The sequence below is a fragment of the Pseudomonas sp. R25(2017) genome, assembly GCF_002112565.1.
Lineage (GTDB): Bacteria > Pseudomonadota > Gammaproteobacteria > Pseudomonadales > Pseudomonadaceae > Aquipseudomonas > Aquipseudomonas ekonensis.
The window spans coordinates 85,849-110,074 of record NZ_NEHZ01000006.1 but is presented as its reverse complement, the minus strand read 5'-3'; the positions used below and the strand labels follow the sequence as shown (position 1 = coordinate 110,074).

Genomic DNA, 24,226 nt, shown 5'->3' with positions numbered 1-24,226 from the left:
CCGTGTCAGCGTCAGGTCATCCATTTGTGAAAAAAACGTCATGTAAAACCCTAAAACATTTCAGGGTTTTACAACCATTCCGCAGTAGCTCAGGGCCATCACTGTAGCTCAGGTCCGTCCCAAGTCCACCTCGAATCGGCAACCATTGGGCTCCATCGTGCTCAGATTGACGCTCCAGCCCTGGTTTTCGCAGATCCGCTGCACCAGCGAGAGCCCAAGCCCCAAGCCTTCGCCGCGCTTTTCGGTGCCGCGCACGAACGGCTGGAACATGGCTTCGCGTTTCTCTTCGGGGATACCCACCCCCGAATCCTCGACCACGAAACCGTTGCCGCTGAGGGTCAAGCGAATGAACCCCTGTTCGGTGTAGTGCAGCGCATTGCGCAGCAGGTTGCCCATCACCGCGTTGAGCAGAGTCGCGTTGTAGAGGGTGTCCGGCGGGGTGCCCGGTTCGAAGATCAACGTGAGCCCCTTGCTCTCGATCGGCTCGCGCCACAGGCACAGCAGGCTATCCGCCACCTGCGCCAGGCTCTGCCGGGGCGAGACGCCAGCGTCTTCGCGCTTGGCCCGGGCCAGCATCAGGAAGGTCTGCACCAGTTCGCGCATTTCTTCGCTGGCACGGGCGATCCGCTCGACCTGGGCCCGGCCGCGCTGATCGATGCCCGGGTTCTCCAGCAGCAGCTCGCAGGAGCTGGCCAGCACCATCAACGGCGTGCGCAGTTCGTGGCTCACGTCACTGGTGAACAGGCGCTCACGGGTCAGCGCCTGGCGCAGCCGCCCGAGGGTGGCGTCGAACGCCACCGCCAGTTCGCCCACTTCGTCGGCCGCGTAGTCCGGCGCCAGCGGCGGCGCCAGGCCGAGCAACTGATCACGGTGACGCACCTGGCGCGCCAGCCGCACCACCGGCGCCATCACCTTGCGCGCCAGCACCCAGCCCAGGAACACCGCCAACGCCAGGCTGAGCACGAAGCCCACCAGCACCACGGCGAACAGCACGCGCTCGCGCTCTTCGAAATCGCTTTGGTCCTGCAGCAGCACATAGCGCCGGCCGTCGACGATCTCGACCATGGCGTGATACGACAGCTGCTCGCGAAAGACTTCGTGAAAGCCCGAGTCCAGGTGGCGCAGGTCCTTGGGCAGCTCGAAGTCGCCCGGTCCGCCGCTGAAGTAGAACAGTTGGTCCGGCTCGGGCCGGTGGCTCCAGTCCGAGACGTTGTCCATCAGCAGCAAGCGCTGCAGGTCGCCGCCCAGCCCCGCCGAAATCAGTTTTTCCTCGACCAGGTGGACCGTCGCGACGATCCCCATGGCGAACGCCCCCGCCACCAGTGCGCTCATCAACGCAAAGGCGATGATGATCCGCTGGGCAAGGCTCTGCTTAAACTCCATCACGCCCCTCGGCCAGGCGGTATCCCACGCCGTGCACGGTGTGCAGCAACGGCTTGGCGAACGGCTTGTCGATCACCTGGCGCAGTTGGTGGACATGGCTGCGCAGGCTGTCGCTGTCCGGGCAGTCGTCGCCCCACAGCGCCTCTTCGAGGATCTCCCGGCGCAGCACGTGAGGGCTTTTCTGCATCAGCACCGCGAGCAGCTTGAGGCCGACCGGGTTGAGCTTGAGCAGCTTGCCTTCGCGGGTGACCTCCAGTGTGTCGAGGTCGTAGTTCAGGTCGCCGACCTGCAAGGCACGGCGGCCGCCGCCCTGGGTGCGGCGCATCACCGCCTCGACCCGGGCCGCCAGCTCGGACAACGCGAACGGTTTGATCAGGTAATCGTCGGCGCCGGACTTGAAGCCTTGCAGGCGGTCGTCGAGCTGGTCGCGGGCGGTGAGCATGATCACCGGGGTGTCACGGCGCGCGTCTTCGCGCAGCCGTTTGCACAGGGTGTAACCGTCGATGCCCGGCAGCATGATGTCGAGCACGATCAGGTCGTAGTGTTCGGTGGCCGCCAGGTGCAGGCCCGACAGGCCGTCCTGGGCGCAATCGACGGTATAGCCCTTGAGCCCCAGGTAATCGGCCAGGTTGGCCAGGATATCGCGGTTGTCCTCAACCAAAAGAATTCGCATGGGCACCTCCTCCGTACACCGAAACGGCCGTCATGGCCCGCGCAGCTTACGGCCAAGCGCCGCTCAGGGCTAGGGCCGCACGCCGCCCGGGCAGAGCCTTGGCGGCAACTCGAGACTTTAACGAGATTTTCACTATCGGTTCACACGCCGACGACAGCGACAGCGCGAAACTCCCGCGTTTTATGTAGGGATGGTAGCCAATGGACTTTTTCAGGACAGCGCCCATGCGCTTTCTGCTGTTGATCACCGGCGCCTGGCTGGCGGTGTTCTTCCTGACCCGGACAGTGTTGCTGCTGACCCACCTGGACGAGGCCGGCGGCGTCGACTTTTCCCTCTTCGGCATCGGCCTGCTCTATGACCTGGGCTTTCTGGCCTATGCGGCGCTGCCGATGGGACTGTACCTGCTGCTGTGCCCGCCGGCCCTGTGGCGCCGCCGGGGCCATCGCTGGTTCCTGCAAGGGCTGTTGACAGTCAGCCTGTTCGCGATGCTGTTCACCGCCGTGGCCGAGTGGCTGTTCTGGGACGAGTTCGGCGTGCGCTTCAACTTCATCGCGGTCGACTATCTGGTGTACTCCGATGAAGTGCTGAACAACGTGCTGGAGTCCTACCCGATCGGCACCCTGCTCAGCGTGCTCGCGCTGCTGGCCGCTGGCCTGAGCCTGGCGCTGCGCAAGCCGTTGAACGCCGCGCTGGACGCGCCGTTGCCGCCGCTGCGCGCACGCCTGTTCAATGCGTTGGCCCTGCTGATCGTCGCCGGCCTGAGCCTGCAACTGCTCGGCCAAGGTTTCCCCCGCGCCCAGGGCGGCAACGCCTACCGGAACGAACTGGCGAGCAACGGCCCTTATCAGTTCTTCGCCGCGTTCCGAAACAATGAACTGGACTACGGCCAGTTCTACAGCAGCCTGGCCCCCGAGGCCGTCGGCCGGCAGATCCGCGCCGAACTGAACGAGCCCAATGCGCGCTTCATCGGCCAGGATCCCCAGGACATCCGCCGGATGATCGACAACCCCGGCACGCCGCGCAAAACGAACATCGTGCTGGTGACCATCGAAAGCCTGAGCGCCAAGTACCTGGGCAGCAACGGCGATGAGCGCAACCTGACGCCGAACCTGGATGCCTTGCGCAAACAGAGCCTGTACTTCAACAACTTCTACGCCACCGGCACCCGCACCGACCGCGGCCTGGAGGCCATCACCCTGGCCATCCCGCCGACGCCGGGCCGCTCCATCGTCAAGCGCATCGGCCGCGAGAGCGGCTTCGCCAGCCTCGGCCAGCAGCTGAGCGCCGTCGGTTACGACAGCGTGTTCGTCTACGGCGGGCGCGGCTATTTCGACAACATGAACGCGTTCTTCAGCGGGAACGGCTACCGCGTCGTCGACCAGAGCAGCGTCGACGAGGCCGAGATCCACTTCAAGAACGCCTGGGGCATGGCCGACGAGGATCTGTACAAGCAGACGCTGAAACTGGCCGACGCCGACTTCGCCAAAGGCCAGCCGTTCCTGCTGCAGTTGATGACCACCTCCAACCACCGCCCGTACACGTATCCGGACAACCGGATCGACATCAAGTCCGGCAACGGCCGCGACGGTGCGGTGAAGTACACCGACTACGCCATCGGCCAGTTCCTGGAACAGGCGCGGCAGAAGCCCTGGTTCGACGACACGATCTTCATCTTCGTCGCCGACCACACCGCCGGCAGCGCGGGCAAGGAAGACTTGCCGATCAACAACTATCAGATCCCGCTGTTCATCTACGCGCCCAAGCTGATCCAAGCGCGCGAAGACGCTCAGCTGGCCAGCCAGATCGACCTGGCGCCGACGCTGCTGGGGCTGCTCAACCTGGATTACCAATCGACGTTCTTCGGCCGCAACCTGTTGCAGGACAACCCGTTGCCGCCGCGCGTCGTGGTGGGCAACTACCAGCACCTGGGGCTGTTCGACGGCAAGGATCTGGCGATCCTCAGCCCGCGCCAGGGCCTGCGCCGGCATGACGACGCCCTGAGCGAAAGCCGCGAGTCCCGCGCGGGCAGCGACGACCTGCTGATCGGCCGCGCCATCACCTATTACCAAACCGCCAGTCATGGCTTCACGCAACAGCTGCTTGGCTGGAAAGCGCCCAAGGAGGGTGCGCCGCAAGTCAGCGAACGTTAACCGAAGCGCCCCGGGGCCGATGCGCTGGGGCGTTTTTTTGTTTCAGGATCCATCATGCCATCAAGCGCTGTACGCCCCACCCCCCGTCCGCTCAACTTCTGGCTGTGCCTCGGCATTCCCGTCGCCGCCGCCGTCATTCTGGTGCTGCTGGAACTGACCGATCTGGATATGGATCTGGCGCAGCTGTTCTATGATCCGGCCGCCGGCGACTTCATCGGCCGCCACAGCTACTTCCTGGAAAACATCCTCCACGACCGCGCCAAGCAGGTGGTCATCGCCTTCTCGGTGTTTGCCGTCCTCGGTTTCGTCGGCGCGTTCTTCATGACGCGCCTCAAGCCGTTCAAGCGTGAGCTGGGTTGCCTGGTGCTGTCGCTGGGCCTGGCCACTTCGTTCGTGACCCCGATGAAGGCCGTCACCGCCGTGCAGTGCCCCTGGAGCCTGGAGCAGTTCGGTGGACACGAAACCTACAGCAAACTGCTCAGCCACCGTCCGGACACCGACAAGCCCGGCCGCTGCTGGCCGGGCGGACACGCCGCCACCGGGTTCACCCTGTTCGCGCTGTTTTTCGTACTGCGCGACCGGCGTCCGCGCCTGGCGCGCCAGGCGTTCATCTTCGCGTTTGCGTTGGGTTCGGTGTTTTCCGTCAGCCGGATGATGCAGGGCGCGCACTTCTTCTCGCACAACGTGTGGACGGCGATCTTCTGCTGGCTGATTTGCCTGGGGTCGTACTACTGGGTGCTGTACCGCCCGGCCGTCCGGGCCGAGACCGCACCTGCGGCGCAACCGGCCAACGCCTGACAGGCAACGCCCGTCGACGCCATCGCCGGCAGGCGGGCTCCCACAGAGAACCGCATCGGCGGACACCGCCAGACACTGTGGGAGCCCGCCTGCTGGCGATTGGCGTCATGCCAGTTAGCGCTGCATTGACTGGCACGGCCCATTCGCGAGCAGGCTCGCTCCTACAACGGACACCGGTGAACCTGAAATCCGGGCAATAAAAAACCCCGCCTGCTCATCGCAGGCGGGGTTTTTCGTACAGGGGTGAGGCTGGCTTACATCATGCCGCCCATGCCGCCCATGCCGCCCATGTCTGGCATGCCGCCGCCAGCTGGAGCGTCTTTCTTCGGCGCGTCGGCCACTGCAGCTTCGGTGGTCAGGATCAGACCGCCGATGGACGATGCCGCTTGCAGTGCGGAACGGGTCACCTTGGTCGGATCCAGGATGCCCATTTCGATCATATCGCCGTACTCGCCGGTCGCGGCGTTGTAACCGAAGTTACCTTTGCCGTTCTTGACTTCGTTGACCACAACGCTTGGCTCGTCGCCGCTGTTGGCGGAGATCTGACGCAGCGGCGCTTCAACGGCGCGGCGCAGGACAGCGATGCCCACGTCCTGGTCGGCGTTGTCGCCTTTGAGGGTGCCGATGGCTTCCAGAGCGCGGATCAGCGCAACGCCGCCGCCAGGCACCACGCCTTCTTCGACGGCTGCGCGGGTGGCGTGCAGGGCGTCTTCAACGCGGGCTTTCTTCTCTTTCATTTCGACTTCGGAACCGGCGCCGACCTTGATCACCGCAACGCCGCCGGACAGCTTGGCCAGACGCTCTTGCAGTTTTTCACGGTCATAGTCCGAGGAAGTCTCGGCCACTTGGGCGCGGATCTGGGCGATGCGGGCTTCAATGTCGCCCTGAACGCCAGCACCGTCGACGATGATGGTGTTTTCCTTGGACAGGGTCACGCGCTTGGCGTTGCCCAGGTGCTCCAGGGTGGTGCTTTCCAGGCTCAGGCCGATCTCTTCGGAGATCACGGTGCCGCCGGTCAGGACGGCGATGTCCTGCAGCATGGCCTTGCGGCGGTCGCCGAAACCAGGCGCCTTGACGGCTGCGACCTTGACGATGCCGCGCATGTTGTTCACGACCAGGGTCGCCAGGGCTTCGCCCTCGACGTCTTCAGCCACGATCAGCAGCGGACGGCCGGCTTTGGCGACGGCTTCCAGCACTGGCAGCATTTCGCGGATGTTGGAGATCTTCTTGTCGACCAGCAGGATCAGCGGGCCGTCGAGCTCGGCCACCATGGTGTCCGGCTTGTTGACGAAGTACGGGGACAGGTAGCCGCGGTCGAACTGCATGCCTTCGACGACCGACAGTTCGTTTTCCAGGCCCGAGCCTTCCTCAACGGTGATCACGCCTTCTTTGCCGACCTTTTCCATGGCTTCGGCGATGATGTCGCCGATGGAGTTGTCGGAGTTGGCGGAGATGGTGCCCACCTGAGCGATGGCCTTGGTGTCGGCGCAAGGCTTGGACAGCTTCTTCAGCTCAGCGACGATGGCGATGGTCGCCTTGTCGATGCCGCGCTTGAGGTCCATCGGGTTCATGCCGGCAGCGACGGCCTTCAGGCCTTCGTTGACGATCGACTGAGCCAGGACGGTGGCGGTGGTGGTGCCGTCGCCGGCGTCGTCGTTGGCACGGGAGGCAACGTCTTTGACCAGCTGCGCGCCCATGTTCTCGAAGCGGTCTTCCAGCTCGATCTCTTTGGCGACGGAAACGCCGTCCTTGGTGATGGTCGGAGCGCCGAAGCTCTTCTCGAGGATCACGTTACGGCCTTTCGGGCCCAGGGTCGCTTTTACCGCGTCAGCCAGGACGTTGACGCCGACGAGCATTTTCTTGCGGGCGGAATCGCCGAATTTAACTTCTTTAGCAGCCATGATCGATATTCCTTGAATGCTTTAAGGTAGCGGGAAAATGAACGGGGTCTATCAGCCTTCGATGACGGCGAGGATTTCGTTCTCGCTCATCACCAGCAGGTCTTCGCCGTCGACTTTCACAGTGTTGCTGCCGGAGTAAGGACCGAACACGACCTTGTCGCCGACCTTCACGGACAGTGCACGCACTTCACCGCTTTCCAGAGCTTTGCCCGGGCCTACAGCGAGGACTTCACCGTGGTTGGCCTTCTCAGCAGCCGAACCTGGCAGGACGATACCGCCAGCGGTTTTCTTTTCTTCTTCGCTGCGACGGATAACGACGCGGTCATGCAGAGGACGAAGCTTCATTGTCGATCTCTCCTAATTGTGGTTTTCATCGGCCGGTGTAGTCCCGGCGGGTTTAACGAATCCGGCCTGCGCCGGTTGCGGCTCGACGTGCGAGACGCGGAAGTCTGTCCGGCGGATGCGCCGGAAACCTTGCGGTGACCGATACATAAGGGCGCATAAGCTTATTACAAGGGCGGGGCAGAAAAATTTTCTCAGGCAGGCCCCGGAAACGGACACGGCACCCGAAGGTGCCGTGCCGAGACAGGTGTCACTTGGTGTCGCGGTGCTCGAACTCGCCTTCGATCACCGTCGGTTCGCGGCCCAGGGGCTCGCGCGGCGCGGGGCCGCCACGGGGTTGCAGGTCGTCGGCGAAAGCGCGCTGGCGCATGGCCTGCTCTTCGGCGCGCTGGCGCATCTTGCCGGCGATCAGGCGACGGCTCAACGGCAGCAGCATCAGCAGGCCGACCACGTCGCTGATGAAGCCCGGCAGGATCAGCAGGCCGCCGGCCAGCGCCAGCATCAGGCCTTCGAGCATGGTCTGCGCGGGCAGCTCGCCGCGGCTCAGGCTTTCACGGGCACGCAGCGCGGTGGCCAGCCCGGCGACGCGCAGCACGAACACGCCGAACATCGAGCCGAGGATGATCAGCAGCAGGGCCGGGAAAAAACCGATGGCTCCCGCCACCTTCACGAATACGAACAGCTCCAACACCGGGAAGAGCAGAAAGAGCAACAAATAAGGGCGCATCTAAGGGTTCCTCAACGCAAGAATGCCTTGCAAGTAAGCCTTAGATGACGTCGCCCTTTCGTGAATTCAAGCGCCGGCGGGCGCATTTTTCGGCCAATGTTCGGCGCGGGCCAGGAAAACCAAGGCTTCGCGGACTTGTGTCGGCGTGTTGCAAGGTGCTTGGAACGGCAGCCAGTACAACGCCTGGCCGATGCGCAGGTGCATGCCCTCGGTGTCGATCCCGGCCATCTGCGCCGGTGCGCCTTTGGGCAGGCCGGCGAGGTCGACGTAATGGGCGATGGCCTTGGCGTGGTCGCTGTTCATGTGCTCGACCATGCTGATTTCGGCCTGGCCGGCGAACGGGTTGGCCAGCGTCAGGTGCTCGACCCAGTGGATCGCGCCGAAGCCGCCGATGTAGCGGTGGCGCACCGGCTTGAGCACCCAGAAGTCGAAGTCGTGGGCCTTGTGGTAGTTCTGCGAGTCAGGGAAATAGCGGTAGTAGCGCTCGGCGGCGGCTTCGATGGCGGCTTCGTCCGCAAGCTTTTCCGCTTCCGCCAGGTAAGTCAGGCGACCGACGGCCTGCACGTCTTCGGCCTCGCGCTCGCCCACCAGCAGCGAGCACTTGGGATCCTTCAGCAAGTTGTTAGTGTGCTGGGCGATGCGGCTGATCAGGATCAGCGGCCGGCCCTGGTCGTCGAGGCAGTAGGGGACCACGGAGCCGAACGGGAAACCGGGCATCGACTTGGAGTGGGTCGAGAGCACTCCACGGTATTCCTTGAGAAGCAATTCTCGGGCATGCTTAGCCGCTTCAACGCTCAATTTATGACTCCTTTAATAATTTCCGTCATAAAAACGGACGGGCGCCCGGGTCAAGTCCCGGCCACGCCGACGGGCAATTCTGATGTGCAACCTCGCTGCGGCCGGTGCAGATCCAGAGGCCCCAAAAGGACACCACTTTGACCTGCCATCGGGGGCACGCGCATGCAACTCACTGACAAAGTAATCATTATCACCGGCGGTTGCCAGGGTCTGGGCCGTTCCATGGCCGAGTACTTCGCCGGCAAGGGCGCGAAGCTGGCGCTGGTGGACCTGAACCAGGAAAAGCTCGACGCCGCCGTCGCCGCCTGCAAGGCCAAGGGCGTCGAGGCGCGCAGCTACCTGTGCAACGTCGCGGACGAAGAGCAAGTGACGCACATGGTCGCCCAGGTCGCCGATGACTTCGGCGCGATCCACGGCCTGATCAACAACGCCGGGATCCTGCGCGACGGGCTGCTGCTCAAGGTCAAGGACGGCGAAATGACCAAGATGACCCTGGCCCAGTGGCAGGCGGTGATCGACGTCAACCTGACCGGCGTGTTCCTGTGCACCCGTGAAGTGGCGGCGAAGATGGTCGAGCTGAAGAACGGCGGCGCCATCATCAACATCTCGTCGATCTCCCGCGCCGGCAACGTCGGCCAGACCAACTATTCCGCCGCCAAGGCCGGTGTCGCCGCCGCCACCGTGACCTGGGCCAAGGAGCTGGCGCGCTACGGCATCCGCGTCGCCGGCATCGCGCCGGGCTTCATCGAGACCGAAATGACCCTGGGCATGAAACCCGAAGCGTTGGAGAAGATGACCTCGGGCATTCCGCTCAAGCGCATGGGCAAGCCGGAAGAGATCGCCCACTCGGCGGCCTACATCTTCGAGAACGACTACTACACCGGGCGGATCCTGGAGATGGATGGCGGGTTGCGGATCTGACGTCACCGCACTAGGCGGCCGGTCGGTGCATCTGGGTTGATGCCATCGCCAGCAGGCTGGCTCCCACAGGTTGCGCGGTGCACGCAGGTTTGCGAACGACCGCAATCAAGGTGGGAGCCAGCCCTGCTGGCGATGGCGTCAGCCCAAGCGCCGCAGGACAGCCCTGCGGCGTGGCGGTTCGGTCAGTCGTCGCTGACGGTGATGTTCGGCATCGCCGGGGTCGCCGCTTCCTGCAGCACGATCCGCGCGCCGACATGGCGGGCCAGGTCCTGGTAGACCATGGCGATCTGGCTCTCCGGCTCGGCGATCACCGTCGGCTTGCCGCCGTCGGCCTGCTCGCGGATGACCATCGACAGCGGCAACGAGGCCAGCAGTTCGACGCCGTACTGGGTCGCAAGCTTCTCGCCGCCGCCTTCGCCGAACAGATGCTCGGCATGCCCGCAATTCGAGCAGATGTGCACGGCCATGTTCTCCACCACGCCCAGCACCGGGATGTTGACCTTGCGGAACATCTCCACGCCCTTGCGGGCATCCAGCAGCGCCAGGTCCTGGGGCGTGGTGACGATCACGGCGCCGGCCACCGGGACTTTCTGCGCCAGGGTCAGCTGGATGTCGCCGGTGCCCGGCGGCATGTCGATCACCAGGTAGTCCAGGTCGCCCCAGGCGGTCTGCGTGACCAGTTGCAGCAGCGCGCCGGACACCATCGGGCCGCGCCAGACCATCGGTGTGTTGTCGTCGGTCAGGAACGCCATCGACATGACTTCCACGCCATGGGCCTTGAGCGGCACGAACCACTTCTGGTCCTTGACCTCAGGGCGGGTGCGCTCGGGGATGCCGAACATGATGCCCTGGCTCGGGCCATAGATGTCGGCGTCGAGAATGCCCACCTTGGCGCCTTCGCGGGCCAGCGCCAGCGCCAGGTTGGCGGCGGTGGTGGATTTGCCCACGCCGCCCTTGCCGGACGCCACGGCGATCACGTTCTTGACGTTGGCCAGGCCCGGGATCTGCGCCTGGGCCTTGTGCGCGGCGATCACGCTGGCGATCTCGACACGGGCACCCGCCACGCCGTCCAGCCCTTCGATGGCCATCTGCAGCACCTGCGCCCAGCCGCTCTTGAACAGGCCGGCGGCGTAGCCCAGCTCCAGCCGGACGCTGACGCGGTCGCCCTGGATCTCGATGTCGCGCACGCAACCGGCGCTGACCGGATCCTGGTTCAGGTAAGGGTCGGTGTATTGGCGAAGGACGGCTTCCACCGCTTCGCGGGTGACGGCGCTCATGGGCAACTCCGGTAGCAAGACTGGGAAAAGATGGCGGCTATCCTACCCCTTCTGCCGTGCGGACGGCATGTCCGGCAAACATTTGCAGGGGTGAAATATCTTCGCCGGCGATTTATAGTGGCCGACCTCCGTTTCATCAAGTAGCGATGCCCCCATGTCCGAGCCACGCAAGATCCTCGTCACCAGCGCCCTGCCCTACGCCAACGGTTCGATCCACCTTGGCCACATGCTGGAATACATCCAGACCGACATGTGGGTGCGCTTCCAGAAGCAGCGCGGCAATCAGTGCATCTATGTCTGCGCCGACGACGCCCACGGTTCGGCGATCATGCTGCGCGCGGAAAAGGAAGGCATCACCCCGGAACAGCTGATCGCCAACGTCCAGGCCGAACACAGCGCCGACTTCGCCGACTTCCTGGTGGACTTCGACAATTTCCACTCCACCCACGCCGAAGAGAACCGCGAGCTGTCGGGCCAGATCTACCTGAAGCTGCGTGACGCCGGGCACATCGCCACGCGTTCGATCACCCAGTACTTCGACCCGGACAAGAAAATGTTCCTGGCCGACCGCTTCATCAAGGGCACCTGCCCCAAGTGCGGCACCGAAGACCAGTACGGCGACAACTGCGAAAAATGCGGCGCGACCTACGCCCCCACCGACCTGAAGGATCCGAAGTCGGCGATCTCCGGCGCCACCCCGGTGCTCAAGGACTCCCAGCACTTCTTCTTCAAGCTGCCTGACTTCCAGCAGATGCTGCAGGCCTGGACCCGCAGCGGCACCCTGCAGGACGCGGTGGCCAACAAGATCGCCGAATGGCTGGACGCCGGCCTGCAGCAGTGGGACATCTCCCGCGATGCGCCGTACTTCGGCTTCGAGATCCCGGACGAGCCGGGCAAGTATTTCTACGTGTGGCTGGATGCGCCGATCGGCTACATGGCCAGCTTCAAGAACCTGTGCGACCGCACGCCTGCGCTGGACTTCGACGCCTTCTGGGGCAAGGACTCCACCGCCGAGCTGTACCACTTCATCGGCAAGGACATCGTCAACTTCCACGCCCTGTTCTGGCCCGCCATGCTCGAAGGCGCCGGCTACCGCAAGCCGACCGGGATCAACGTGCACGGCTACCTGACCGTCAACGGCCAGAAGATGTCCAAGTCCCGCGGCACCTTCATCAAGGCGCGCACCTACCTGGATCACCTGTCGCCGGAATACCTGCGCTACTACTACGCCTCCAAGCTGGGCCGCGGCGTCGACGACCTGGACCTGAACCTCGAAGACTTCGTGCAGAAGGTCAACTCCGACCTGGTGGGCAAGGTGGTCAACATCGCCAGCCGCTGCGCAGGCTTCATCCATAAGGGCAACGCCGGGGTGATGGTCGGCGCCAACGCCGCGCCGGAGCTGACCGACGCGTTCCTGGCCGCCGCGCCGAGCATCGCCGACGCCTACGAGGCCCGCGACTTCGCCCGCGCCATGCGCGAGACCATGGCCCTGGCCGACCGCGCCAACGCCTGGATCGCCGACAAGGCGCCTTGGTCGCTGAACAAGCAGGAAGGCAAGCAGGACGAGGTCCAGGCGATCTGCGCCACCGGCATCAACCTGTTCCGCCAACTGGTGGTCTTCCTCAAGCCGGTGCTGCCGCTGCTGGCCGCCGACGCCGAGGCGTTCCTCAACGTCGCGCCGCTGACCTGGAACGACCACGCCACGCTGCTGGCCAACCATCAGCTCAATGAATTCAAACCGTTGATGACCCGCATCGACCCGGTAAAAGTGCAAGCCATGACCGACGCCTCCAAGGAAGACCTGACCGCCAGCCAGACCGACACCGGCGCCGCCGCACCTGCCGGCAACGGCGAACTGGCCAAGGATCCGCTGTCGCCGGAAATCGAGTTCGACGCCTTCGCCGCCGTCGACCTGCGCGTGGCCCTGATCGTCAAGGCCGAACACGTGGAGGGCGCCGACAAGCTGCTGCGCCTGACCCTGGACATCGGCGACGAGCAACGCAACGTGTTCTCCGGGATCAAGAGCGCCTACCCGGATCCATCCAAGCTGGACGGCCGCCTGACCATGATGATCGCCAACCTCAAGCCGCGGAAAATGAAGTTCGGCATCTCCGAAGGCATGGTGATGGCCGCCGGCCCCGGCGGCGAAGAGATCTACCTGCTGAGCCCGGACAGCGGCGCCAAGCCGGGCCAGCGCATCAAGTAAGGTTGCGCACCGGCCGATCCCACAGGCGTGCCCCGTGCGCCTGTGGGATTTTTCATGTCTGGCCCGCCCTCCACCGGCGCCGGATAATGCCTAACCTTAAAGGACATCCGCCTGACCTGCCGGCAACGCCATGACCGACCTCGTGCTTGTGATTTTCAGTGCTGCGCTGCTCAACAACTTCGTGTTGAACTGGCCGCTGGGCGTCGATCCGGCGCTGGCGGGCGAGCGACGCCAGGTGCATGCGCTGGGCCTGGCGACGCTGGTGCTGATGCTGGTGGCCGGGACTGTCGCCCAGGCGCTCTGGCAATGGCTGCTGGTGCCGCTGCACCTGGAGGGCCTGCGTCTTTTCGCGTTTCTGCCCCTGTGCGTGCTGTCGATCGCTCCGTTGCTGAAGCTGCTGGCCCGCGGGTTGCCGACACTGCCTTTCGACGGCTTGTGGCCATTGATGCTGGGCAATGCCGGCGCGCTGGGCCTGACGCTGAGCAACGCCCAGGCGGACAAAGGCCTGTTTCATGCGATGGCGCTGAGCCTGGGCGCCGGCCTGGGCTTCTGGCTGGTGCTGAGCCTGTTCAGCGACCTGCGCGAACGAACCGCCGGCAATGATGTTCCCCTGCCCTTTCGCGGCCTGCCGATCCAGTTGATCGGCGCCGGACTGATGGCGGTGGCTTTTCTCGGATTCAGCGGACTGATCAAAACATGAGTCTGATTCAACGCATCGACGCCCTGCTGCCCCAGACCCAATGCGGCAAGTGCGGCCATCCCGGATGCAAGCCCTACGCCGAAGGCATCGCCGGCGGCGAGCCGATCAACCGCTGCCCGCCGGGCGGCGACGAAACCGTCGCGGCCCTGGCTGAACTCCTGAACATCCCGGTGCTGGAACTGGACGTCAGCCGCGGCACCGCGCCGCCGCAAGTGGCCTTCATCCGCGAGGCCGAATGCATCGGCTGCACCAAGTGCATCCAGGCCTGCCCGGTGGACGCCATCGTCGGCGCCGCGAAATTCATGCACACGGTGCTCGTCGACGAGTGCACCGGCTGCGACCTGTGCGTGGCGCCCTGCCCGGTGGACTGCATCGACATGCATCCGCTGCCGGCGGGAACCCTGGCGGTGGTCGGCGGACTGGCCGCCAGCCCCGAAGAGCGCCAGGCGCGCACCGCCAAACGCGACCACGCCCGGCAACGCTACCAGCGCCGCAATGCCCGGCTGCTGCACGAAGAGCAGCAACGCCAGGCCGAGCGCGAAGCCCGGGCCCAGCGTGCGGCGCAAGCGCAGGCCGCCGCAGCGGATCCGGTGCAGACCGCGCTTGAGCGGGTGCGCGCACAGAAGGCCGCCAATGCCGATGCGGCGCTGAAAAAGGCCAAGATCGACCTGGCCATGAGCCGCGCCCAACTGAACAAATCGCTGAAAGCCTTCGGTCACCCGCCGACGTTCGAACAACAGTCGCAACTGATCGTGCTGCAACGGCAGTTCGAGGCGGCCGAGCAGGCGTTGGCGGCCCTGGAAACCAGCGCCGCCGTCCCTGCGGCTCCTGCCCCGGCTCCGGCGAAAGACGCAGAGCTGAAACGGGCGAAAATTCAGTTGGCGATGCGCCGCGCCGAACTGAAGAAGGCCCAGGCGGCGGATGCGCCGCCGCAAGAGATCGCCGTCCTGGAACAGGCCCTGCGCGACGCCGAACAGGCCCTGCATGCGGCCGAGGACGCCAGCGGACAACCGCTGCCCGACCTCGTGCGCACCGTAAAACGGCCGATCGACAGCCAGCTCCGTCAATTGAAGACCGAACTGGCCTACGCCCGGGCCGACCTCAACAAACTGCAAAGACGCGCCGACACCGCCCCCGACCTCCTCGACAAGGCCCGCGCCCGCCTGGAGGAAGCCGAACGTCAGGTAAACGCCCATGCCGCGCCTTGAAACCCCGGACACTCGCCTGCAGGAGGCGATGAAGCTTGTGCTGCTGGCCACGTTGCCGGGGCTGCTGGCGCTGTTCTGGTTCTATGGCTGGGGGGTGGCGATCAACTTGCTCCTGTGCGTCGCCACTGCCTGGGCCGTCGAATCCGCGGTGCTGCGCCTGCGTCGGCAACCGGTGCTGCCGACGCTCGCCGACGGCAGCGCTGCGGTCAGCGCCACCCTGTTGACCGCCGCCCTGCCCCCGTACTGCCCGTGGTGGCTGACGGTCACGGCGATGGCCACCGGCCTGCTGTTCGGCAAGCACCTGTACGGCGGCGTCGGCCGCAACCCGTTCAACCCGGCCATGCTCGGTTTTGCGCTGGCCATGGTGATGTTTCCCCTGTCGATGACGCACTGGCCGGGCCACGGCATGGATCTGTCGAGCGCCCTGACCCAGGTGTTCAGCCCGGCAAGGGCGCCGGACGCCTGGGCCCAGGCCACCGTGCTGGACAGCCTGCGCATCAACAAGAGCCTGACCACGGACGAACTGTTCGCCGCCGATCCCGCTTTCGGCCGGTTCGGCGGACGCGCGAGCGAGTGGGTGAACCTGGCGTTCCTGGCCGGCGGGCTGTTTCTGCTGCAACGGCGGGTGATCGGCTGGCAGGCGCCGGTCGGCATGCTCTTCGCTCTGTTCACCGTCAGCCTGCTGTGCTGGAACGGCTCGGGATCCGACTCCCACGGCTCGCCGCTGTTTCACCTGCTCAGCGGCGCAACGATGCTGGGCGCGTTCTTCATCGTCACCGAACCGGTGTCCGGCGCACGGAGCGCGCTTGCCCGCCTGCTGTTCGGCCTCGGTGCTGGGCTGTTGACGTACCTGATCCGCACGTGGGGCGGCTACCCGGACGGCGTGGCCTTTGCCGTGCTGCTGATGAACCTGTGCGTGCCCGCGCTGGAACGCTTCGCCACCGCCCGCCAGCGGCAGGTGGCGCCATGAACCGCACGGGCAGCCTGATCGCCCTGGCGCTGCTGGCCTGCGCGGGCGCCGGCGTGAGCTGGCTGGTGCAGGATCTCAGCGCGCCGCGCATCGCCGCCGAACGGAAGCTGATCGAAAGCCGCACGCTGCTGGACGTGCTGGCCGCGGACAGCTACGACAACCGACCCCTGGAGCAGCCGCTGCCCCTGGTCGACCCGGTGCTGAGCCACAGCACGCTGACCGGCGCCTACCGGGCGACCCGCGGCGAACAGACCGTCGCCGTCCTGCTGCGCAACCAGGCCACGGGTTATGCCGGCCAGATCGAATGGCTGATCGCGATCGCCCCTTCGGGCAGGCTGATCGGCGTGAAAACCTTGAGGCAAACCGAAACGCCGGCGTTGGGCGGACTGATCGGCGACTGGCCGAACGCCTGGCTGCAGACCTTCACGGGCAAGTCTCTCGATGCACCGGACGACGCCGGCTGGGCGTTGAAAAAGGATCGGGGGCAATTCGATCAGATCGCCGGCGCCACCGTCACTTCGCGCGCAGCGGTGAACGCCGTCCATGATGCGTTGCGCTACTTCGACGGGCACCGGGCGGCTCTGCTGGGGAACGCTGAATGAACAGAACCGCGACACTCTCCAACTCATTGGCGCTGACGTTGCTGCTCGGCGCCACCGGATCGCTGCCCGGCGCGTTGGCGACGGTACTGATGTGCGTTGTCGTCGTCGGCCTCTATGGCTTGGCCATGCAAGCGTTGCGCCCGCGCCTGCCCCAGGCGAGCGTCTTGCCGGCCGGCCTGCTGGTGGCCGCCACGTTGGCCGGTTGCGCCGACACCCTCGTGCAGTACGCGTCCGTGCAATGGCATCAGATGATCGGCCTCTACGCCGGCCTGATCGGCCTGCAGTGCATCGTGCTGGAACACCACGGATTCTTTCTGCGGCCCGCCGCCGCGCGCCTGAAACCGTTCGGCCTGTTCGCCGGCCTGATGGCCGTGATGGCCCTGTTGCGCGAACTGATCGGCCGGGGCAGCATCGGCGCCCGACTTTCGGAACACTGGCAAGGTCTGGTGCTGTTCGGCGAAGGCCTGCACCTGTTCACCCTGACGGCTGGCGCCTTCATCCTGCTGGGATTGCTGCTGGCCTTGGGTCAGACCCTGATTCGCCCCACCGCCCCCGCCAAGGAATCGCACCGTCCATGAATGCCGCAAAACGCCTGGAAATCTTTCGCCGACTGCACGAAGACAATCCCGAGCCGAAAACCGAACTGGCCTACAGCTCGCCGTTCGAACTGCTGATCGCCGTGATCCTTTCGGCGCAGTCCACCGACGTCGGGGTGAACAAGGCCACGGCGAAGCTGTACCCGGTGGCCAACACGCCGGCGGCCATTCATGCCCTGGGCGTCGAAGGCCTGTCCGAGTACATCAAGACCATCGGGCTCTACAACAGCAAAGCGAAAAACGTGATCGAGACCTGCCGCCTGCTGGTCGAACGCCACGGCGGCGAAGTCCCGCAGACCCGCGAAGAGCTGGAAGCCTTGCCGGGCGTCGGGCGCAAGACCGCCAACGTGGTGCTCAACACCGCGTTCCGCCAACTGGCCATGGCGGTGGACACCCACATTTTCCGGGTGAGCAACCGCACCGGGATCGCCCCCGGCAAGAACGTGGTCGAGGTGGAAAACAAACTGATGAAATTCGTGCCGAAAGAGTACCTGCTCGACTCGCACCATTGGCTGATCCTGCACGGGCGCTATGTGTGCCTGGCCCGCAAGCCGCGCTGCGGAAGCTGTCGGATCGAAGATTTGTGCGAGTACAAGCACAAGACATCCGACGATTGATCGGCTATTGGTTTTGTTGATATTTCGATTGAAAAAATCTTTTTTACCATCCGCCGGTTTATCGATATAAGGAGCGCCAAAGGCAGTCTTAGCCTGGAGTTGACCTTATGAGTACCGGCAAAGAACAACTGGATGTAGAAGACGACTTCATCGCCACCGAAGACGACGATGCGGAATCGAAGGTCGAAGTCGCCAAGACCAACCTGAGCAAGCGCCGCACCATCGACAATCTGCTTGAGGAACGCCGCCTGCAAAAGCAACTGGCCGAGTTCGATTACGACGTTGATGACTGATCCCTGAAAGCCTCCCGCAACGGAGGCTTTTTACTTTACGGCGCACGCTGAAACCGATCGGCCCATGCCCTGTCAGCCAGCGTGACGCTCACACGAGCCCGTTGCGCTGCGCCAGCTCGATCAGATCCACCAGCGAACGGGCATTGAGCTTCAGCAGCAGACGGGTCTTGTAGGTGCTCACCGTCTTGTTGCTGAGAAACATGCCGTCAGCGATTTCCTTGTTGGTCTTGCCGCGGGCCAACTGCTGCAGCACCATCATTTCCCGCCCCGAGAGACGATCCACCATATCCGCTTCGCTGGCGTTGCCCAGGCTCGTGCGCACCGTGTGCAAGGCCTGGTTCGGAAAGTAGCTGTAGCCCGACAGCACAGCCTTTATGGCGCTGAGCAGTTCGGTCAGGTCCTGCTGTTTGCAGACATAACCGGCGGCGCCGGACTGCATGCAGCGCATCGAGAAGTGACCCGGCGCCTGGGATGTCAGCACCAGCACTTTCAACGGCATGGCCGATGACGTCAGCCGGGCAATGACTTCAAGTCCGTCCAGTTTCGGAATGCCGATATCGAGAATGACGATATCGGGCATTTGTTCGCGGGCAAGTTGCAGTGCATCCACTCCATTGTCCGTTTCGGCAATGATCTCGTAGCCATGCCGCTCCATCAGCATTCGCACCGCAAGACGAATGACAGGATGATCATCCACGATCAGCACTTTATTCATGGGCAAGTCCAGTTCGCTGTTCGAATTTTTAGAGCCCGCACAATAGCGCAGTCAATTCACCCATGGCAGGCAAGAGTTCCTGCGCATCAGCAGCGAGAGACATCCCTTACGCCTAACAAAGACTTTTCCTACAAAAAGATGCACCTCAGGAAAAATCAACTTCTCCGGAGAAACCCTTATGCCGCCTCACTCGACCCACGCGCTCTTCCTGTCCTCCCGCCGCAACGTAAGAATCCTTAACCTTCGCTCGATCTTTTCCGAGTCCTGGCGATTGTCTCCGATAAAAAAGGAAACAAGCCGGTTATTTCCACACCCCTGAAATTAATATAAACGTCAAACACATCAACTTCTGACTCGAGGCAACTTAACCGCCCCGATCAAAACACTTCCATCGCCAAAAACCCTGAAGGACAAACATATGACCAAGTTTCGCAACAAAATCACCAATCCCATCAGCGTCATTGCCATCTTCGCTTTCATATCGGAAACTTCGGCCGCTGTTTCCCTGCCGTTTCTCGACAACGACGAACGCGAAGTCTATGTCTGGTTCCTCATCAGTTTTCCCTTTTACTTGCTGTTCCTGTTCTTCATCACGCTCAACTTCAACTACCGTTCCCTTTATGCGCCCTCGGACTTCGGCAACGACAAGAGTTTCCTGAAGGCCTTCGACCCGACGGAACCTGCGGCGGATGAAACGGACGGGACGTCGAAGGCACAGACCACGCACGATCCCCCGGGAACACGCTTGCCGCCTGATCCGACCTTACTGCCCTATGTGCAATTACCCAAACTGATGAAGACACTCCACATCGTCGATGCACGGGAACTGGACGCATCCGAACACATGGCGAAACTTCTGGAGAACATTCCGTATGCCGACAAAACATCGGGGCGCATCGTCCTGTTCCTGGTCAGCACCGACCCAATCGTTTCGCTGAGCAGCCCTGCGCCGAAGCCGTTGAAACAGACGAAGAAAATGTCAGACCGAACCGTCTGCATCGTCTACAACGTTTGCTCGCAAGAAATGGACATAGTCCGGCGGATGTGAAAACGAACGGGCGGCATCGCCATTGCAGCGATGGAATGAACAGCGGAGAAGGAGGCTGACCGGAACCGGTCAGCCATGCAGTCGGCTTGCTGAGCGGTAGCCGTGCCCCAGAGGCACGGCTACCGGTTCATGCCGGCTCAGAACAGCTTGCGGCCCTTGTTGGCGGCAATGCGCATGCGCAGCGCGTTGAGCTTGATGAAGCCCGCCGCGTCGGCCTGGTTGTAGGCGCCGCCGTCTTCTTCAAAGGTCGCGATGTTGGCGTCGAACAGCGAGTCGTCGGACTTGCGGCCGGTGACGATCACGTTGCCCTTGTACAGTTTCAGGCGCACGACGCCGTTCACGTTGACCTGGGAAGCGTCGATCATCTGCTGCAGCATCAGACGCTCAGGGCTCCACCAGTAGCCGGTGTAGATCAGGCTGGCGTACTTGGCCATCAGTTCGTCTTTCAGGTGGGCCACTTCGCGGTCCAGGGTGATCGACTCGATGGCGCGGTGGGCGCGCAGCATGATGGTGCCGCCAGGAGTCTCGTAGCAGCCGCGGGACTTCATGCCCACGTACCGGTTCTCGACGATGTCCAGACGGCCGATGCCGTGCTGGCCGCCGATCTTGTTCAGGGTCGCCAGTACGGTGGCCGGGGTCATCTCGACGCCGTCCAGCGCGACGATGTCGCCGTTACGGTAGGTCAGTTCCAGGTACTGCGGGGTGTCGGGAGCCTTCTCCGGGGAGACGGTCCAGCGCCACATGTCTTCTTCGTGCTCGGTCCAGGTGTCTTCCAGCACGCCGCCTTCATAGGAGATGTGCAGCAGGTTGGCGTCCATCGAGTACGGGGACTTCTTCTTGCCGTGACGCTCGATCGGGATGCCGTGCTTCTCGGCGTAGTCCATCAGCTTCTCGCGGGACAGCAGATCCCACTCGCGCCATGGAGCGATCACTTTCACGCCTGGCTTGAGCGCATAGGCGCCCAGTTCGAAACGCACCTGGTCGTTGCCCTTGCCGGTGGCGCCGTGGGAAATGGCGTCGGCGCCGGTTTCGTTGGCGATCTCGATCAGGCGCTTGGCGATCAGCGGACGGGCGATGGAGGTGCCCAGCAGGTACTCGCCTTCATAGACGGTGTTGGCGCGGAACATCGGGAACACGAAGTCGCGCACGAACTCTTCGCGCAGGTCGTCGATGTAGATCTCTTTGACGCCCATGGCCTGGGCCTTGGCGCGGGCCGGCTCGACCTCTTCGCCTTGACCGAGGTCGGCGGTGAAGGTCACCACTTCACAGTTATAAGTATCCTGCAGCCACTTGAGGATCACCGAAGTGTCCAGGCCGCCGGAATACGCCAGAACGACCTTGTTTACGTCCGCCATGCCATCACTCCACGGGGTTGTACGGAAAGCCGAGGAGTCTACCGCTCAAACGCGATAATTTACAGAGGCGCGACAGCTTAAGACGACAAAGCGACAGAATCTGTCGAGGGCGCGACGATGGGCCGCAGGTCAGGACGTCGCTGCGGCGTTGGCGGGTGCGCTGGCCTGAGGGGCCGGGGTCGTCGTCGGCGCGACCCGCGCCAGGTGCACGTTGACCCGGCGGTTCTTCGCCCGGTTGGCGGCGTTGGTGTTGGGCACCAGGGGGTAGCGTTCGCCGTGGAACCGCACGGTGATCTGCGATTCCTGGATGCCGTTGGCCTTGAAGAAATCCACCACCGCCAGCGCCCGCCGGCGCGACAGTTCACGGTTGGTCAGGCGGTTGCCGCTGTTGTCGGAATGGCCGTCGAGCTCGATGTGGTTGACCGTCGGATCGGCCTTCATGTACTCGAGCATCACTTGCAGCTTGGCCTTGGCGGCGGCGTCCAGCTCGGTGCCTTCGCCGGGGAAGCCGATCTGCGATTGCTTGACCTGATCGAAATTCTGCGGGAGCAGTTTGGCCACGCAGCTCTGGTAATCGTTGAACGCCTTGCTGAACTTCACCGGCAGCAAGCGCACTTCCGAGACCCGGCCATCGCCCGAGGCGTGCCGCACCACAGGGCTGCGGCCGTCCATCAAGCCGCTGATCAGGCGCCCGGCCTGGGCCTGGGAGCTGTTGAACAGCACGTTGCCGCTGCCCAGCCTGACGGTGCCCAGGTTGATGTCGTCGCGGCCCGGCTGCCACGGCGCGGCGGCCGCCAACAACGTCGCCGAACCGCCGCCGAGCATGGCGTTGTAAGCGTTGAGGCGGAACGTCGCCTGCTCGCCGGCCTTGCGCACGAACTGCCCCGAGCCGAAGTCGGTGACCGGCTGCGTCAGGCGGCATTCGAACTTGTCGCCTTCGACCGTCCACTCAATGTTCTCCAGACGGGTCTGGTACGTGAGCGCCATCGCCGGAAGGCTGGCGAACACACTGAGCAAGGCTAGATAACGCTGGCGCACGGGAGGCTCCATGGGTTCCTGTTACAAAAGGACCGACACACACATGTTTACGGCATACCTGATGTCTATCGGTCGCTTTTCGCAAAACTTGATAGCGAGTGCCTGCAAGTGTCTTTTCCGGTAGCATTCCCTACAGTTTGACCCGCCTGGAATCCCCTCATGTCCGACCGCCTGACCCTGCTGCGTCCCGACGACTGGCACATCCACCTTCGCGATGGTGCCGTGTTGACCAATACCGTTGCGGATGTCGCGCGCACCTTTGGCCGCGCCATCATCATGCCCAACCTGGTACCTCCGGTGCGCAACGCCGCCGAGGCCGACGGCTACCGTCAGCGGATCCTCGCTGCCCGCCCGGCCGGCAGCCGCTTCGAACCGTTGATGGTGCTGTACCTGACCGACCGCACCCAGCCTGAAGAGATCCGTCAGGCCAAGGCCACCGGCTTCGTGCACGCCGCCAAGCTGTACCCGGCCGGCGCCACCACCAACTCCGACTCCGGGGTCACCAGCATCGACAAGATCTTCCCGGCGCTGGAGGCCATGGCCGAAGTCGGCATGCCGCTGCTGATCCACGGTGAGGTCACCCGTGGCGACGTCGACGTGTTCGACCGCGAAAAGATCTTCATCGACGAGCACATGCGCCGCGTGGTCGAGCGTTTCCCTACCCTCAAGGTCGTGTTCGAGCACATCACCACCGGCGACGCCGTGCAGTTCGTCAACGAGGCCTCGGCCAACGTCGGCGCGACCATCACGGCCCATCACCTGCTCTACAACCGCAACCACATGCTGGTGGGCGGGATCCGGCCGCACTTCTATTGCCTGCCGATCCTCAAGCGCAACACGCACCAGGAAGCCCTGCTGGACGCCGCCACCGGCGGCAGCGCGAAGTTCTTCCTCGGCACCGATTCGGCACCGCACGCCCAGCACGCCAAGGAAGCCGCCTGCGGCTGCGCCGGCTGCTACACCGCCTACGCTGCCATCGAGCTGTATGCCGAAGCGTTCGAACAGCGCAACGCGCTGGACAAGCTCGAAGCGTTCGCCAGCCTCAACGGCCCGCGCTTCTACGGGCTGCCGGCCAACACCGACCGCATCACCCTGGTCCGCGAAGAATGGACCGCCCCTGCCAGCCTGCCGTTCGGCGAGCTGAACGTCATCCCGCTGCGCGCCGGTGAAAAACTGCGCTGGCGCCTGCTGGAGGAACACGCGTGAGTGAAGACCATTTCGACGATGAACTGGACGGTCAGGGCGGCGGCGCACGCCATCCGATGGCAGCGCGTTTCCGCGGCTACCTGCCGGTCGTCGTCGACGTAGAGACCGGCGGCTTCAACTCGGCCACCGATGCGTTGCTGGAGATCGCCGCGACTACCATCGCCATGGACGAAAAGGGTTTCGTGTACCCGGACCACACCTATTTCTTCCGTGTCGAGCCGTTCGAAGGCGCCAACGTCGAACCGGCCGCGCTGGAGTTCACCGGGATCAAGCTCGATCACCCGCTGCGCATGGCGGTCAGCGAAGAGACGGCGCTGACCGACATTTTCCGCGGCGTGCGCAAGTCGCTGAAGGCCAACGGCTGCAAGCGGGCGATCCTGGTGGGGCATAACAGCAGCTTCGACCTGGGCTTCCTCAACGCGGCGGTCGCGCGCCTGGACATGAAGCGCAATCCGTTCCACCCGTTCTCCAGCTTCGACACCGCGACCCTCGCCGGCCTGGCCTACGGCCAGACCGTTCTGGCCAAGGCCTGTCAGGCAGCGGGCATCGACTTCGACGGCCGTGAAGCGCATTCGGCACGTTACGACACCGAGAAGACCGCCGAACTGTTCTGCGGCATCGTCAACCGCTGGAAGCAGATGGGCGGCTGGGAAGACTTCGACGACTGATCGGCGTCGGACAAATCCCGCACACAAAAAAACC

24 protein-coding genes are annotated in these 24,226 nt (G+C 64.0%); 14 read left to right on the top strand and 10 right to left on the bottom strand.

What is annotated here, in order from left to right; translation table 11 throughout:
• Positions 1-108: 108 nt before the first annotated feature.
• Together CAG31_RS09595 and colR are read right to left on the bottom strand one after the other, a co-directional pair.
• Positions 109-1,383, bottom strand: a complete 1,275-nt coding sequence (locus tag CAG31_RS09595; protein ID WP_085580284.1) for a HAMP domain-containing sensor histidine kinase — start codon at positions 1,381-1,383, stop codon at positions 109-111.
• Entirely contained in the window at positions 1,373-2,056 is a 684-nt protein-coding gene (gene colR / locus CAG31_RS09590; RefSeq protein WP_085580282.1) for a two-component system response regulator ColR, read from the bottom strand. Before colR ends, CAG31_RS09595 begins: the two co-directional genes overlap by 11 nt.
• Before the next feature lie 200 nt (positions 2,057-2,256).
• Here colR and CAG31_RS09585 point away from each other — a divergent pair, with 200 nt between their 5' ends.
• The gene (locus CAG31_RS09585) at positions 2,257-4,206 is read left to right on the top strand and encodes an LTA synthase family protein (RefSeq protein ID WP_085580280.1); all 1,950 of its coding nucleotides are present in this window, start codon (positions 2,257-2,259) and stop codon (positions 4,204-4,206) included.
• A 54-nt stretch (positions 4,207-4,260) separates the two neighbouring features.
• Positions 4,261-5,004: a phosphatase PAP2 family protein gene (locus CAG31_RS09580; RefSeq protein WP_085580278.1), complete on the top strand. Its 744-nt coding sequence runs from the start codon at positions 4,261-4,263 to the stop codon at positions 5,002-5,004.
• A 254-nt stretch (positions 5,005-5,258) separates the two neighbouring features.
• Here CAG31_RS09580 and groL read toward each other — a convergent pair whose 3' ends face one another.
• The 4 genes from groL to CAG31_RS09560 all read right to left on the bottom strand — a co-directional run bounded on the left by groL (position 5,259) and on the right by CAG31_RS09560 (position 8,772).
• On the bottom strand, positions 5,259-6,905 hold the full coding sequence (gene groL / locus CAG31_RS09575; RefSeq protein WP_085580275.1) for a chaperonin GroEL: 1,647 nt from the start codon (positions 6,903-6,905) through the stop codon (positions 5,259-5,261).
• 51 nt (positions 6,906-6,956) lie between these two features.
• Entirely contained in the window at positions 6,957-7,250 is a 294-nt protein-coding gene (locus CAG31_RS09570; RefSeq protein WP_085580273.1) for a co-chaperone GroES, read from the bottom strand.
• A 247-nt stretch (positions 7,251-7,497) separates the two neighbouring features.
• Positions 7,498-7,974, bottom strand: coding sequence for an FxsA family protein (locus CAG31_RS09565; RefSeq protein WP_085580272.1), 477 nt, complete (start codon positions 7,972-7,974; stop codon positions 7,498-7,500).
• Positions 7,975-8,040: 66 nt separating this feature from the next.
• On the bottom strand, positions 8,041-8,772 hold the full coding sequence (locus tag CAG31_RS09560) for a HugZ family protein (protein WP_085580270.1): 732 nt from the start codon (positions 8,770-8,772) through the stop codon (positions 8,041-8,043).
• A gap of 162 nt (positions 8,773-8,934) precedes the next feature.
• On the opposite strand from CAG31_RS09560, the gene CAG31_RS09555 reads away from it, so the two are divergent.
• Positions 8,935-9,693 carry an SDR family oxidoreductase gene (locus CAG31_RS09555; protein WP_085580267.1) on the top strand — a complete coding sequence of 253 codons (759 nt, stop codon included), beginning with the start codon at positions 8,935-8,937 and terminating at the stop codon, positions 9,691-9,693.
• Between the two features lie 182 nt (positions 9,694-9,875).
• Here CAG31_RS09555 and apbC read toward each other — a convergent pair whose 3' ends face one another.
• On the bottom strand, positions 9,876-10,970 hold the full coding sequence (apbC, locus tag CAG31_RS09550) for an iron-sulfur cluster carrier protein ApbC (RefSeq protein ID WP_085580265.1): 1,095 nt from the start codon (positions 10,968-10,970) through the stop codon (positions 9,876-9,878).
• A gap of 154 nt (positions 10,971-11,124) precedes the next feature.
• On the opposite strand from apbC, the gene metG reads away from it, so the two are divergent.
• The 8 genes from metG to CAG31_RS09510 all read left to right on the top strand — a co-directional run bounded on the left by metG (position 11,125) and on the right by CAG31_RS09510 (position 18,162).
• On the top strand, positions 11,125-13,176 hold the full coding sequence (gene metG / locus CAG31_RS09545; RefSeq protein WP_085580263.1) for a methionine--tRNA ligase: 2,052 nt from the start codon (positions 11,125-11,127) through the stop codon (positions 13,174-13,176).
• Positions 13,177-13,306: 130 nt separating this feature from the next.
• Positions 13,307-13,876 (top strand): electron transport complex protein RnfA, encoded by a 570-nt coding sequence (locus tag CAG31_RS09540; RefSeq protein ID WP_085580261.1) that lies wholly within the window; start codon positions 13,307-13,309, stop codon positions 13,874-13,876.
• Positions 13,873-15,084, top strand: coding sequence for an electron transport complex subunit RsxB (rsxB, locus tag CAG31_RS09535; RefSeq protein WP_085580259.1), 1,212 nt, complete (start codon positions 13,873-13,875; stop codon positions 15,082-15,084). Before CAG31_RS09540 ends, rsxB begins: the two co-directional genes overlap by 4 nt.
• Positions 15,071-16,054 (top strand): RnfABCDGE type electron transport complex subunit D, encoded by a 984-nt coding sequence (locus CAG31_RS09530; protein ID WP_085580257.1) that lies wholly within the window; start codon positions 15,071-15,073, stop codon positions 16,052-16,054. Before rsxB ends, CAG31_RS09530 begins: the two co-directional genes overlap by 14 nt.
• Positions 16,051-16,656 carry an RnfABCDGE type electron transport complex subunit G gene (locus tag CAG31_RS09525; protein ID WP_085580255.1) on the top strand — a complete coding sequence of 202 codons (606 nt, stop codon included), beginning with the start codon at positions 16,051-16,053 and terminating at the stop codon, positions 16,654-16,656. The genes CAG31_RS09530 and CAG31_RS09525 overlap by 4 nt, the downstream gene beginning before the upstream one ends.
• Complete coding sequence (locus CAG31_RS09520; RefSeq protein WP_085580253.1) at positions 16,653-17,234, top strand: Rnf-Nqr domain containing protein; 582 nt, start codon at positions 16,653-16,655, stop codon at positions 17,232-17,234. The genes CAG31_RS09525 and CAG31_RS09520 overlap by 4 nt, the downstream gene beginning before the upstream one ends.
• Positions 17,231-17,869 carry an endonuclease III gene (gene nth / locus CAG31_RS09515; RefSeq protein WP_085580251.1) on the top strand — a complete coding sequence of 213 codons (639 nt, stop codon included), beginning with the start codon at positions 17,231-17,233 and terminating at the stop codon, positions 17,867-17,869. Before CAG31_RS09520 ends, nth begins: the two co-directional genes overlap by 4 nt.
• 107 nt (positions 17,870-17,976) lie before the next feature.
• Positions 17,977-18,162, top strand: a complete 186-nt coding sequence (locus CAG31_RS09510) for a PA3496 family putative envelope integrity protein (protein WP_085580249.1) — start codon at positions 17,977-17,979, stop codon at positions 18,160-18,162.
• 88 nt (positions 18,163-18,250) lie between these two features.
• On the opposite strand, the gene CAG31_RS09505 is transcribed toward CAG31_RS09510, so the two are convergent.
• Positions 18,251-18,877, bottom strand: coding sequence for a response regulator transcription factor (locus tag CAG31_RS09505; protein ID WP_085580246.1), 627 nt, complete (start codon positions 18,875-18,877; stop codon positions 18,251-18,253).
• Positions 18,878-19,295: 418 nt separating this feature from the next.
• Between CAG31_RS09505 and CAG31_RS09500 the strand changes: the two genes are divergently transcribed.
• Positions 19,296-19,925 carry a hypothetical protein gene (locus CAG31_RS09500; RefSeq protein WP_085580244.1) on the top strand — a complete coding sequence of 210 codons (630 nt, stop codon included), beginning with the start codon at positions 19,296-19,298 and terminating at the stop codon, positions 19,923-19,925.
• Between the two features lie 137 nt (positions 19,926-20,062).
• Here the strand turns inward: CAG31_RS09500 and CAG31_RS09495 are convergent, their stop codons facing one another.
• Entirely contained in the window at positions 20,063-21,280 is a 1,218-nt protein-coding gene (locus CAG31_RS09495) for an argininosuccinate synthase (protein WP_085580242.1), read from the bottom strand.
• 129 nt (positions 21,281-21,409) lie between these two features.
• Positions 21,410-22,318 (bottom strand): OmpA family protein, encoded by a 909-nt coding sequence (locus CAG31_RS09490; protein WP_085580240.1) that lies wholly within the window; start codon positions 22,316-22,318, stop codon positions 21,410-21,412.
• A 159-nt stretch (positions 22,319-22,477) separates the two neighbouring features.
• On the opposite strand from CAG31_RS09490, the gene pyrC reads away from it, so the two are divergent.
• Together pyrC and rnt are read left to right on the top strand one after the other, a co-directional pair.
• Positions 22,478-23,524: a dihydroorotase gene (gene pyrC / locus CAG31_RS09485; protein WP_085580238.1), complete on the top strand. Its 1,047-nt coding sequence runs from the start codon at positions 22,478-22,480 to the stop codon at positions 23,522-23,524.
• The gene (gene rnt, locus CAG31_RS09480; protein WP_085580236.1) at positions 23,521-24,192 is read left to right on the top strand and encodes a ribonuclease T; all 672 of its coding nucleotides are present in this window, start codon (positions 23,521-23,523) and stop codon (positions 24,190-24,192) included. The genes pyrC and rnt overlap by 4 nt, the downstream gene beginning before the upstream one ends.
• Positions 24,193-24,226 lie beyond the last annotated feature (34 nt).

Coding starts and splice junctions, on each gene's coding strand:
- CAG31_RS09595 (WP_085580284.1), bottom strand. CDS start 1,383: ATGGAGTTTAAGCAGAGCCTTGCCCAGCGGATCATCATCGCCTTTGCG.
- colR (WP_085580282.1), bottom strand. CDS start 2,056: ATGCGAATTCTTTTGGTTGAGGACAACCGCGATATCCTGGCCAACCTG.
- CAG31_RS09585 (WP_085580280.1), top strand. CDS start 2,257: ATGGACTTTTTCAGGACAGCGCCCATGCGCTTTCTGCTGTTGATCACC.
- CAG31_RS09580 (WP_085580278.1), top strand. CDS start 4,261: ATGCCATCAAGCGCTGTACGCCCCACCCCCCGTCCGCTCAACTTCTGG.
- groL (WP_085580275.1), bottom strand. CDS start 6,905: ATGGCTGCTAAAGAAGTTAAATTCGGCGATTCCGCCCGCAAGAAAATG.
- CAG31_RS09570 (WP_085580273.1), bottom strand. CDS start 7,250: ATGAAGCTTCGTCCTCTGCATGACCGCGTCGTTATCCGTCGCAGCGAA.
- CAG31_RS09565 (WP_085580272.1), bottom strand. CDS start 7,974: ATGCGCCCTTATTTGTTGCTCTTTCTGCTCTTCCCGGTGTTGGAGCTG.
- CAG31_RS09555 (WP_085580267.1), top strand. CDS start 8,935: ATGCAACTCACTGACAAAGTAATCATTATCACCGGCGGTTGCCAGGGT.
- apbC (WP_085580265.1), bottom strand. CDS start 10,970: ATGAGCGCCGTCACCCGCGAAGCGGTGGAAGCCGTCCTTCGCCAATAC.
- metG (WP_085580263.1), top strand. CDS start 11,125: ATGTCCGAGCCACGCAAGATCCTCGTCACCAGCGCCCTGCCCTACGCC.
- CAG31_RS09540 (WP_085580261.1), top strand. CDS start 13,307: ATGACCGACCTCGTGCTTGTGATTTTCAGTGCTGCGCTGCTCAACAAC.
- rsxB (WP_085580259.1), top strand. CDS start 13,873: ATGAGTCTGATTCAACGCATCGACGCCCTGCTGCCCCAGACCCAATGC.
- CAG31_RS09530 (WP_085580257.1), top strand. CDS start 15,071: ATGCCGCGCCTTGAAACCCCGGACACTCGCCTGCAGGAGGCGATGAAG.
- CAG31_RS09525 (WP_085580255.1), top strand. CDS start 16,051: ATGAACCGCACGGGCAGCCTGATCGCCCTGGCGCTGCTGGCCTGCGCG.
- CAG31_RS09520 (WP_085580253.1), top strand. CDS start 16,653: ATGAACAGAACCGCGACACTCTCCAACTCATTGGCGCTGACGTTGCTG.
- nth (WP_085580251.1), top strand. CDS start 17,231: ATGAATGCCGCAAAACGCCTGGAAATCTTTCGCCGACTGCACGAAGAC.
- CAG31_RS09510 (WP_085580249.1), top strand. CDS start 17,977: ATGAGTACCGGCAAAGAACAACTGGATGTAGAAGACGACTTCATCGCC.
- CAG31_RS09505 (WP_085580246.1), bottom strand. CDS start 18,877: ATGAATAAAGTGCTGATCGTGGATGATCATCCTGTCATTCGTCTTGCG.
- CAG31_RS09500 (WP_085580244.1), top strand. CDS start 19,296: ATGACCAAGTTTCGCAACAAAATCACCAATCCCATCAGCGTCATTGCC.
- CAG31_RS09495 (WP_085580242.1), bottom strand. CDS start 21,280: ATGGCGGACGTAAACAAGGTCGTTCTGGCGTATTCCGGCGGCCTGGAC.
- pyrC (WP_085580238.1), top strand. CDS start 22,478: ATGTCCGACCGCCTGACCCTGCTGCGTCCCGACGACTGGCACATCCAC.